The 9,907-nt window shown below is 59.6% G+C and carries 10 protein-coding genes; 3 read left to right on the top strand and 7 right to left on the bottom strand.

Going from position 1 to position 9,907, the window contains the following annotated elements; genetic code table 11:
- Nucleotides 1–569: 569 nt before the first annotated feature.
- Nucleotides 570–1,070 (bottom strand): helix-turn-helix domain-containing protein, encoded by a 501-nt coding sequence (locus WFP78_RS19545; protein ID WP_051156916.1) that lies wholly within the window; start codon nt 1,068–1,070, stop codon nt 570–572.
- A 395-nt stretch (nt 1,071–1,465) separates the two neighbouring features.
- On the bottom strand, nt 1,466–2,092 hold the full coding sequence (locus WFP78_RS19540) for a hypothetical protein (RefSeq protein WP_004211616.1): 627 nt from the start codon (nt 2,090–2,092) through the stop codon (nt 1,466–1,468).
- Nucleotides 2,093–2,607: 515 nt separating this feature from the next.
- Here WFP78_RS19540 and WFP78_RS23480 point away from each other — a divergent pair.
- The 3 genes from WFP78_RS23480 to WFP78_RS19530 all read left to right on the top strand — a co-directional run bounded on the left by WFP78_RS23480 (nt 2,608) and on the right by WFP78_RS19530 (nt 4,184).
- On the top strand, nt 2,608–3,168 hold the full coding sequence (locus WFP78_RS23480) for a cell wall hydrolase (RefSeq protein ID WP_419723003.1): 561 nt from the start codon (nt 2,608–2,610) through the stop codon (nt 3,166–3,168).
- 204 nt (nt 3,169–3,372) lie between these two features.
- Complete coding sequence (locus WFP78_RS19535; RefSeq protein WP_004211612.1) at nt 3,373–3,663, top strand: type II toxin-antitoxin system TacA family antitoxin; 291 nt, start codon at nt 3,373–3,375, stop codon at nt 3,661–3,663.
- Nucleotides 3,660–4,184 carry a hypothetical protein gene (locus WFP78_RS19530; protein ID WP_336965969.1) on the top strand — a complete coding sequence of 175 codons (525 nt, stop codon included), beginning with the start codon at nt 3,660–3,662 and terminating at the stop codon, nt 4,182–4,184. The genes WFP78_RS19535 and WFP78_RS19530 overlap by 4 nt, the downstream gene beginning before the upstream one ends.
- A gap of 68 nt (nt 4,185–4,252) precedes the next feature.
- Here WFP78_RS19530 and WFP78_RS19525 read toward each other — a convergent pair whose 3' ends face one another.
- The 5 genes from WFP78_RS19525 to WFP78_RS19505 all read right to left on the bottom strand — a co-directional run bounded on the left by WFP78_RS19525 (nt 4,253) and on the right by WFP78_RS19505 (nt 9,904).
- The gene (locus WFP78_RS19525; protein WP_004211609.1) at nt 4,253–5,098 is read right to left on the bottom strand and encodes a type II secretion system minor pseudopilin; all 846 of its coding nucleotides are present in this window, start codon (nt 5,096–5,098) and stop codon (nt 4,253–4,255) included.
- Nucleotides 5,095–7,170 (bottom strand): type II secretion system secretin GspD, encoded by a 2,076-nt coding sequence (gspD, locus tag WFP78_RS19520; RefSeq protein ID WP_004211608.1) that lies wholly within the window; start codon nt 7,168–7,170, stop codon nt 5,095–5,097. Before gspD ends, WFP78_RS19525 begins: the two co-directional genes overlap by 4 nt.
- Before the next feature lie 462 nt (nt 7,171–7,632).
- On the bottom strand, nt 7,633–8,190 hold the full coding sequence (gene gspM, locus WFP78_RS19515) for a type II secretion system protein GspM (RefSeq protein WP_275489296.1): 558 nt from the start codon (nt 8,188–8,190) through the stop codon (nt 7,633–7,635).
- A complete protein-coding gene (locus WFP78_RS19510) occupies nt 8,187–9,212 on the bottom strand; it encodes a PilN domain-containing protein (protein WP_275489297.1) in 1,026 nt (341 codons plus the stop codon). The genes gspM and WFP78_RS19510 overlap by 4 nt, the downstream gene beginning before the upstream one ends.
- The gene (locus WFP78_RS19505) at nt 9,209–9,904 is read right to left on the bottom strand and encodes a prepilin-type N-terminal cleavage/methylation domain-containing protein (protein ID WP_275489298.1); all 696 of its coding nucleotides are present in this window, start codon (nt 9,902–9,904) and stop codon (nt 9,209–9,211) included. Before WFP78_RS19505 ends, WFP78_RS19510 begins: the two co-directional genes overlap by 4 nt.
- Nucleotides 9,905–9,907 lie beyond the last annotated feature (3 nt).

Genomic DNA, 9,907 nt, shown 5'->3' with positions numbered 1-9,907 from the left:
CACAACCCACCAATCGGCGCGGCCCCTACCGGCCATCATAATTGACGCCAACCGGCCACCGTAATTGCCGCGCTACATTGTTCAGCACTTGATCTACCGGCTGGCGGTCAGCATCATCGCTCAAACTACTCTTGCCTGCCGGCAAAGCGCCATGAACCATCAGCATCTCCTGTAAAAAAAGGATGGACGGGAATTCGGCAACTCAATCAGCCTCGATACGCGAGCGCCCCTCCTTGCCAGCAGCGATCGTCACGACGATTCCGAGCAACGCGTGCGCCAGCCTCTATTCAGTAGACACGTTGACACGCCCATTCTGGCAAAAGGAATTTCGGCATGTGCTCGCCTGAAGGACTGAGCGATCGCATCGATCCGATGGCGCATGAAGTTGGCGCGCTCTGGGACCGGTATATGGTCAACTGATACAGCAGGGGCCGATCCACTGCCTCGCAGCCAGCAAGCCATGCGCGACCAGGCTCATTATCTGCCGCCATGAGCTATCGCTGCCCCAGTATCAACGTCGGAGGAAGTACCCCCGGCGTAAAATCCAGGGAACGATGAACGGCATAGCATCACATCTCATGGATGACCTTGACCGTCTGGCCGGCACGCGGCTGTAGGGAAGCTTCGCGGTGCCGACGGCGCCATTGAGTTGGGCTGATCCCGGTAATGTCCGAAAAGGATTTGGAGAAATGGCCTTGAGAGGAAAAGCCGCATGCGTTGGCAATCTCGGCCAGGGACCAGCGGGTTTCTGCAAGCAAATGGAGAGCATGGGCAATCTTGGCGTTCAAGAACCAACGATAGGGCGCAACACCGACGGAGTTGCGAAAGGCTTTTGAAAAATGCGTCACGGAAAGGTCGAGGTGCACCGCGATGTCTGCGATCCGCATTCCGGTGGCGATTTGTTCCGCCATGCCCTTCTTGGCAAGTTTGACCTGCCAAGGCGCGAGGCGCGCAGCGCTGCTGGGAAGCGCCGCCCCGACATTGGAAACCGAAAGCACATCAAGGTCAATGCCTGTCTCGTCCATCGTCATCTCCTGTAGATGCAATGGGCGACCGATCTCCAAATCCATGCCCCGAGGCCTGGTTAGCCGGGCCTCATTTTCCAGCTTCAGCGGGCACAGTACGTGGAAATTTCGATCCGCACATGCTTCTATTATGAGAGACACTTCGGCGCCGAGAACTGGCAAGCGCAGGATGAAAATTAATATTTGTCGTTCAATATCAGTTTATTGAATGACACTCCTGCCGCGCTATGGAAGAGGCGGATGCGCGGGAAACCTGCAAGCATGAGCTCCTTCCCACCAGAAGGGCGGCCCCTCTTCCCTAGCCCCCACGAGGCCGGCTGCCGCCATGCCATTCGCCTGAAAGGGCATCCTGCCGGGGCATGCCCGGCACGTTATCAAAGTGCAAATTTTGGCGCAGCAACTTCTACCGCGAGTGAAGGGCAGCTCGTGTTCTCTTTGGCCTATAGCGCTGCGGAGGCCGCAGCCTGAGCCTGATTGCCGAGCTTTACGCCGCATTGGCCATAGTAGAGGTTCTTGAGGTCGAAGGTGACGGCGTCGTTGGCGCTGGTGAGAAACATGGTTGCAGTGGATTGGTTTGGAGCAATGCCGTCGATGACGACCAGTTTCACCGCGACCTCACTGATTGGCTTGGTCATTTCTACGCGCTGCGGCCAGAAATCGACGACGCGATCAAAGGCATGAGCTTCTGCGTCGCGCGCAATACCATCGGGATCTGCAACGATCCTGGTCTGAGGATCAACTGGCTCCGGTGGCGCGGTCGCTTCGGGTGGCGGTGCGGTGCGGACCGGCGTTTCGGGCAGGAACAGGCTGAACTTGTGGCGGCTGGAATAGGTGTATTCCGATGGATCCTGCTCTCGCTGGGTATCGAAATTTGAAATCCTGCCGAGGCTGCAATCGAGCAATCGCGCCGGGATCATCTTGGACGCTTTGGCGTCGACACCCGTCGGGATTGTAGCCGGGACGACGGCTGACGCCGCACCAGACCCGACTTCCGGCGCTGACTGGAATGCATAAACGGATAGCCCGAGAGCGGACACGGCTGCGATTGCGCCCAGTTTAAGGATCATTTTCTTGCTCCCAAGGTCAGTCATGACGGAAGCGGCCGCTGTTCGCAGCCGGAATGGAGATAATTTTATGCCAGGATTGTGCAAATTTCATCGTTTTGTCGTCGCTTGATCCGCAATTCCGTGGAACATTACTCAAGGTCAATATCGTTAAATCTTTTCATATCCATGACATCATAAATATAAATTCATCAATATATAGATTTGTATTTGAATCATATCTGTATAATTGGCATTATCGAAAGATAAAACCAAAAATTGTGAATCATTGATTCGCTTTTTAATGTGAATTTATAATAACTCATTACTTATTATGTATAATTACTACGAAGGATGGACATGCCGTGATCTGTAAGACCATCCGGATCGCCAATGCAAGGTCACGAAATGTTGGATGTTGGCAACGAAACTCAAGCACCAGCGCACAGTCGATCAGAACTATCATTGGTGCCATTGCCGGAGGGGCTGCACTTGTAAGCAGTAACCCGATTCATGCCCAACTTCAGATTCCGCCATCGATGGAGGACTATTCCCGAGCATCGGAGTGTCTTACTCTCGCTGTAGCCTACGAAGCGGGCTACGAGAGTCTGGAAGGGAAGCAAGCGATCGCAGAGGTGGTGCTGAATCGCCTGAGAAGCGGATCATTCCAAGGAACCGTTTGCGACGTTGTCTTTGAAGGATCGACCCGCCGCACCGGATGCCAGTTCAGCTTTACGTGTGACGGCTCGCTAAGGCGCAGATTGCCTGAACGCGTCATGGCCGAAGCCAGACTGGTCGCCGAGGACGCGCTGGCAAATCGCATACCTGCGCGTGCGCCCGGCGCGACACACTATCACGCCAACTATGTCAGCCCCTATTGGGCGCCGACGCTCACCCGTGTAACCCAGATTGGGGCTCACATCTTCTATCATACGCCAGGAAAACCTGCCCCATATGGCCGCGTCAACCTCGTGGACGCGCCCCTTACCACGATGTCCTCGCGCAACTCGTCTCCGAATTCTCAAACGCCAAAGGCAGAACCCGCCGTTTTCGCCCCATGGGGACTCGGCCCGGATGCATTGGCGGGCCGTGAGCCTTAAATCTGTAGCTGAGCGGTCGTTTTGCGAGAAATGAGCTTTTGCAGCTATGTCGGCATTCAGGGCCACTACGGTAGTCCATAAAAATGGCTACACCTTCCGATGCCCCCCGATATCCTCCAACGGCGATGCAGTCGGGTGTCAACAGCACATCGGCGTTGCATTTGTCGGTATATTGCCGTACATAAATGCCGAAGGAGTATCGCTGTGGTCACCAATTCTCAGGAGCGCCGCTCGGAACGGCTTGAAGTGCGGGTGCCACCTTCATTGCATAACCGTGTGAGCCAGGCAGCCGCCCTACGTGGACAGACGGTAGCAGCCTTCGTCACTGCAGCGGTTCAGGATGCCGCGCAGCGCGCCATGGACGATGCCGAGGTGACACGCCTCAACCGAGATGAGTTCGCCGAGGTGATGCGCGCAATCGATGGCGAGCGGGAACCCAATTCCGCGCTGGCCGCGGCGGTGGCCCGTCACCGTGCGATCACAGGTCATGTGTGAGCAACGAGATCAGAATCCAGATTGAGCGGTTATCTGGAGACCATGATCGAAGCATGTTCACCTGCGAGCAGCCCTCGCTCACCCACTATCTGCAGAAATTCGCAGGCCAGAACGAGCGCAGCGACATTGCCGCCTGTTTTGTGGCGGTCGAACCGGGCTCTACCAAAGTTCTCGGCTACTACACCATCTCAGCGCATGCCGTGCTGGAAAGTGAGTTATCATCTCGTCAGAAGAAAGGGCTACCCGGTTACGATCGGATTCCTGCCTTTCTGATCGGACGGCTCGCCCGGGACGTTTCGATGAAAGGCAAGAGGCTGGGCGAAGTTCTATTGGTCGATGCGATGGCGCGTCTCTGCGCGATCGAGGCCGCCGGGCGCATGATGGTTGTTGATCCTATCGATGACAACGCCAGCGCCTTTTACGGCCGCTATGGGTTTGAGCCGCTTGGTCAATCGACGACGCGCTTGTTCCTATCGATGAAGGCAGCACGCAAGGCGTTTGGCGCGCCCAATGCGCCGTGATCAGATCTCGCGCGCCTATCTGCTTGCAAAAGGCCCCTGATCAGTCGGCGGCAATAATGCCGTTTCACTCAGTTTGACGCCCTGACAAGATAGGGGCGGTCTTTTCTGCCAGTGATTTCCACGACGACACGGCGCACGGCCCGGGCGCCGTTCGGTAGCTTGGCCTCGACAATGATCGTGAGCGGTCGGCCAGCAACGTCCGTGGCGTCGGAAAAGGCGAGCGCAGTCCGTTGTCCATCCCGTTCTCGTGCCCGGTCGATGGCGACTGGACTCCCGACCTGACCTCCCTTTTCCATAACCGCAAGGGCGCGCGGATCGGCGAATTTCGTATCGAAGGCTGCGCGCGCGGTATAGGCGGTGGCGATCGGGCGGATACGCTCGACGAGCTGCGTGTCAAATCCCCTAATGCTACCCAATTCCTCGATCGACGCGAGGAAGCCGTTGGCCGGGCGAATCCCCGCACGCTCATAATAGACGCTCTCGGCGCCGAATGGCCGCACCTCTTCATCGCCATCGGTCCAGTCGAGAAGCGAATCCCGTGCAATCAATAGGCGATCGCCCTGGAGTCCGACTTCTTCAAGGAGGCGGGTCGCCATGGCTTCATCCAACTGTCCGATCGGAACCTTTCCGCGTTCATCCTCGATTTTGACGCGGATGCGGGCGTCCCTGAAGGAGAAGCGCTGTTCCCGGCCATCGATCGGCCAGCGCTGGGTCGCATCGGTAGCGAGGAGATTGCTTAGGGTGCGCGCGACCCCAGCGTCAGCAGCCGCCCCCGCCTGGAGTTGATCATGCTCGGCCGCGACGTCGTCGATCCCCATCCGTGTCGCGGAGAGAATTGTCAGGGCCATTGCCGCGAACACAGCGATGCTGGCGACGGCCGCGACCAGCGCATATCCTTCCTCACCCTGCTTCACGGGATGGTGCCATGCGTCCGAAACGGCTCGAGCGTCCGCAGTTTTCCTCGCAGTTCCTCGGTGACGGCGCGGCCATCGTCCGGAGTTCGAATGACCTGAGGCTTCAGGAGAACGATGAGTTCGGTGCGGTTTTGACGATTGTCATGATTTCCGAAAAGACCTCCGAGCACGGGAATTCGGGAAAGGATCGGAATGCCATTTTTCCCGATCGTTTGAGAATCCCGAAAGAGGCCGCCGAGCGCGATGACCTGTCCGTCCAAAACGGCGACGGAGGTTGAGATGCGGCGCGTGGAGATCGTGGGCGACGCTGCACCGGAGCTGCTGTTGGCAGCAGCGCTGTTGGGGTTGACGTCGCTCACTTCCTGCGAAACGTCGAGCAGGACCGTGTTTCCTGCATTGACGCGCGGCGTGACGCGAAGGATCACACCGGTGTCGCGATACTCGATCGCGTTGACGATAGGCGCATTGGGGTTTTCGACGCTGACAGCGCTGCCTGTCGATACCGGGACCTGGTCGCCGACTTGCAGCGCGGCGGTCTGGTTGTTGAGCGTGACAAGCTTGGGTGCTGAAACGACGCGGACATTGGTGCGCTGTTCGAGCGCGTTAAGCGCGGCGCTGATGCTTCCGCCGGCGAGGAAATAGCTGAAGCCTGCCTGATTTGAGCCGGTGGGCATCGATGTCCCGTCGGTGACGCGAAAATTGCTATCTCCCGTCGCCCAGTTCCACTGAACACCGTAGCGCAGGGTATCGGTCAGCGTAACTTCTGTGATCGCGGCCTCGATCATGACTTGTAACGGCGCAATGTCGAGTTTGCGGAGGGCATCCTCTATCAAGGCGTATTCGCGGGGCGTCCCATGCACGACGATCGCGTTGTTGACTTCGTCGGCCGTGATCTTGCCGCCGCTGCCGCCAGAAGAACCAGAGCGGTTGTCGCCCTCGCGCGCGCTTTCCCGCGAAGTGGAGGCGCCACCGGCGGATCCTTCAGTTCCTGCAGGACGCGGTGTCTGTGAGGAACCGCTTGCAGAACGGGTCCGGCCTTCATCGCTGCTCCCGAATGGGTCGGATTGATCCCCCTCCCCGCCGCTGCTGTTGCCGTACGCCTGGTTGAGTGTCCGGGCGAGATCGCGGGCACGGCCGTGAAGAACGCGGTACACGAAAATGCGCTTCTCCGCATTTTCGCCCTCGCGATCGAGGATTTCGACCCAGCGACGGACATCCTCCAGATATTGACCGTTGGCGCTGACCGCGAGGATCCCGTTGATCCGTTCCATCGTGATGAGTCGGACCAAGCCGCGGGTGGGGGCATTTTCGGCGTTGATGAGTTTGTCGAGTTCGGGAACGATAAGGCGGGCGTCGGTGCGTTCCGGAACATAGAGCCCAAAGCTCATGTTCCGCAGCCAGTTGACGTCGAACTGCTTCAGCATATCCCGCGCGCTGCTGCGCTGGCCGGTCGTACCAGCGATCGTGATCCTGTTGCCTGCGGGGTCGATGTCCGCCACCACACCGGGGATCGCACTGTCGATGACCTTGCGGACTTCCTCGGCGTTGATGAACTGCAACGTGATTACTTCCGTTCCAAAGCCAATGGCATCGGGAGCGACAGGTGCCTTAGCCGCAGTCTCCGTTCGCACCGAAAAGCCATTGCCTATTGGGACCAGGGCGAGTTGGGCGGATCGCAAGGCCGTCTCAAACAGACCGATGATCTCCGAGCGCGCCACAGATCCCGGCGTCACCAGTGAGACCTGCCCATTGACGGTGGCGTCGACCTCGATCGGGATGCCCGTCACTTGCTGCACGGACGAAGCGACAGCGCGGACGTCCGCCTGAGGCAGATTGAGGCTCACATTGCCGCCGCGGATAGGGCGTGGTGCCGCTGCGGAGCCTTGCTGAGGGATCGGTCCTTCGCCGTCAACAATCGTGGAGCGCACTTGGGGCGCCGCCCGTTCCGCCTCGGCGACGATGGCGGGTGGCGTGGGCATTTGGAGCGGCACCGGAGCCTGAGTCGCGGCGCAACCTCCGAGCGAGAGCGTTACCAGGGCGATCCCGGCAAGCAAATTTGGCTTGATGTTCATCTTTGACTCCCATTCGCAGCCGCATTCGCCGGCAGGGGGGCTCCCGCGCCGAATGGGACAATGATCCTTTCTTCACCGCGTTCGAGCAGCACCGCGCCCTCGCGCACGGCGCGCAGACGCCAATCACCAATCCGCCCCCCCACAGCGATGCTTGTCGTTCGGCCGTCACCGCCTTGAACGACGGCATAAGTCGCGCGCCCGATCCGGATGGAGCCGACGATCTTGCGATCGCCGATCTGGCTTGCGCCGCCGGACGCCGCACTTGCGGAGGGCGCGAAGACTGAACGAGCAACGATTGCCTGACCGCCTACCGCACGTTCGGGCGTTGCATTGGATGAGCGGGAGGATCCCCCGCGGCCGACTGGGCCCGGGGGAGGCAGTTCGACATCGCCTGCGTCTGTTAGCTGAATCGCGACGGCTGCCGCGAGCAAGGCGCACAACAGCAGTGGTAGCCGTGCCGTCTTATCGAGCGGGGGCAGCGCGGATAGGAATCGCGATTTCAATTTGAACATCCATTGTTGAAGATTGGCCGGTGACGAGAGCGTCGTTCGCATCGACTGAAACGGTCTCCACGATGAGCCAGGGAGGGTTATTCTGGAGCTGATCGAGGGTTGATACGAGTTGCGGGAGGTTCATTCGCGCCGCGATGCTCGCGCGCGCCCACCCCGCTTCCGCTTCTGCATCACCGACCCCGCGCACTTCGCCGCCGCTCCGTTCGACAATGCGCTGAGCCCGCGACTTAAGCTGCTCCCGCCCCGCTTCCGCGTTTGCCGCGCCGATTACATAGGCCTCTATGTTTCGTCGGGCGTCTTCGGCTTGACGGCGCAATCGGGGGACCGATGCGATCGTGCGTTGATTGTGGAGATAGCTCAGGTTCAGTTGTTCGCGCTGCTGTGCCCTCGTTGAGAATCCAGCGGCGATTGGCGCGACGATCGCGAACCAGAGCACCGCAATAAGCGCTACGAGGATAAGCAGGGCTACGAGCCTGCGCTCGCGGGGAGAAGTTGGACGGATCATCATCGGCGGGCAATCCTCGCCCCGATATCGAATGGCTCTCCGGCGGGCACCTCCGCCTGGATTTCGTCGTTCATTGCGCGCACGTCAGCAAAAGCACCGGACCGGCGCAGTTCGCCGGCGATGTCAGTGCGCGGCGGCTTATAGCCAGTGATTTTCACGGACGTTCCATCCCAAACATAGCGCTGGAGCCAAGCACCTTGGGGTATTGCTTCACTGATGGCGGCTAGTCCCCCGATGGCATCATGGTCACGTCGTTTGGCGAGCGAGCGGGCTACCAGCGTCTCGTCTTGACCAGTCCTGCGCGTGATCGTCTTAGCGACGGTGACGGCTGGCTGTTGCTCTTGCACGACCTGTTCAAGTCGCTCGACAGAGCGGACATCCTTCCAGATGAACAGACCGGTATTGAGGACCACGAAGCAAGCCACGACCGCCCAAACCAGAGGCGTTGCGCTTCGGGGACGCGCGATCAGGCCAGCTTCGTGCATCGCCGGTGCGAAATCGAGGGGCGACGCGGCCGTCCGGTTATTCTCAACGAAAATGCGAACGGCAACCACTTTGGCGTCGGCAATCGTCTCCGCAATTCTTCGAGCTGTTTCGAGCGGCAGGCCGGCGATCTCGACGCGCATTTTTGCCGGATCTGCCGTTGATCCAACCCTCCGTGCGGCGATGATCGTGGTTCCGCTCGGGAACGGTAACAAGCCATCACCCTCGAACGATGCCATTCGCTGCAAATCCCGATCGTTCAGCGACGGCCGTTCGATTACACGGGCAAGACTCTCGCTGCGCGAAACGATCACCGCGACACGCTCACCGGGATGAGGACCAGTGCTGGCACCCTTTTTGCCATCGGCGACTGGAGTCAGGGCACCATCGGCAAATCGGTAGTGACCCAAGCCATCGGAGCGGGCATGGCGAAGCCTTGCAGGGAGCAATTGCTCGAGTTCCGCAACCCACCAGCGGATGCCGCTCGCGATCCAGCGTCCGATGGTTGCCATATCTGCATTGAGGATTCGCTTGGAGTTCATCGTTCCTCCCCACATTTTCCAGTAAACGCATCGATCCTGCACGAACCGTAGCTGGTTGATCGGGGACGGATGACGAGGTCGGGCCAGATACGGCGATCGGTCTCGGCAAAGACAACCCGGACGCGAATGAGTTCAGGCGTGGTCGAGCGGTCCCACCAGCGATCTTGCCAAGCACGAGGCGCGCCGGGTTCGGGAGGCCCAAGATAGCTGATGGAAAGATTGCGCACACCGGTGAGCAGCCGGTTCGGGGTCCAGCCCACGAGGTCTGTTCCGCTCCTGTCGATGCCCATCTTACGTGAGTGGGCACTGTAGAGGACGAGATCCCCATTTGCGGTGCGCGTGAGGCGAAATCGCTGAAGAGCGTCCGCCCCTTCCCGATCGAACGGTGGTCCGACGAATGTCAGCACGCCGGCTGTGCCGCGCAATTCCACGATTGGTATGGCAGAATCCGACCGCGTGATCGGGCGAAGGCGTTCGACGGCGCTGCGTAGGAGGTTTTGTGCGGCAACAACTTCGTCGACAGCGTTGATCGTCGCGCGGCCGCGCCCGGCGAGGATGCCGGCGGTCGTTAGGCCCTGCAGCAGGAGAGTCGCGGCCAAACCCATCAGCGCCAGGCTGACGAGAAGTTCGATAAGCGTGAAGCCGCCTTCCCGCTCGAATTGATGATCGTCAATGTAGCGCCACTCAGCCATTGA

It is taken from the genome of Sphingobium aquiterrae (assembly GCF_037154135.1).
GTDB classification, from domain to species: Bacteria; Pseudomonadota; Alphaproteobacteria; order Sphingomonadales; family Sphingomonadaceae; genus Sphingobium; species Sphingobium aquiterrae.
The sequence above is the reverse complement of the archived record's forward strand: the minus strand, read 5'-3'. Positions and strand labels throughout refer to the sequence as shown.

Bases quoted from the DNA above. Each gene is read 5' to 3' on its own strand.
- WFP78_RS19545 (WP_051156916.1), bottom strand. From the start codon at position 1,070: ATGGATTTGGAGATCGGTCGCCCATTGCATCTACAGGAGATGACGATG.
- WFP78_RS19540 (WP_004211616.1), bottom strand. From the start codon at position 2,092: ATGATCCTTAAACTGGGCGCAATCGCAGCCGTGTCCGCTCTCGGGCTA.
- WFP78_RS23480 (WP_419723003.1), top strand. From the start codon at position 2,608: ATGGAGGACTATTCCCGAGCATCGGAGTGTCTTACTCTCGCTGTAGCC.
- gspD (WP_004211608.1), bottom strand. From the start codon at position 7,170: ATGAACATCAAGCCAAATTTGCTTGCCGGGATCGCCCTGGTAACGCTC.
- gspM (WP_275489296.1), bottom strand. From the start codon at position 8,190: ATGATGATCCGTCCAACTTCTCCCCGCGAGCGCAGGCTCGTAGCCCTG.
- WFP78_RS19510 (WP_275489297.1), bottom strand. From the start codon at position 9,212: ATGAACTCCAAGCGAATCCTCAATGCAGATATGGCAACCATCGGACGC.
- WFP78_RS19505 (WP_275489298.1), bottom strand. From the start codon at position 9,904: ATGGCTGAGTGGCGCTACATTGACGATCATCAATTCGAGCGGGAAGGC.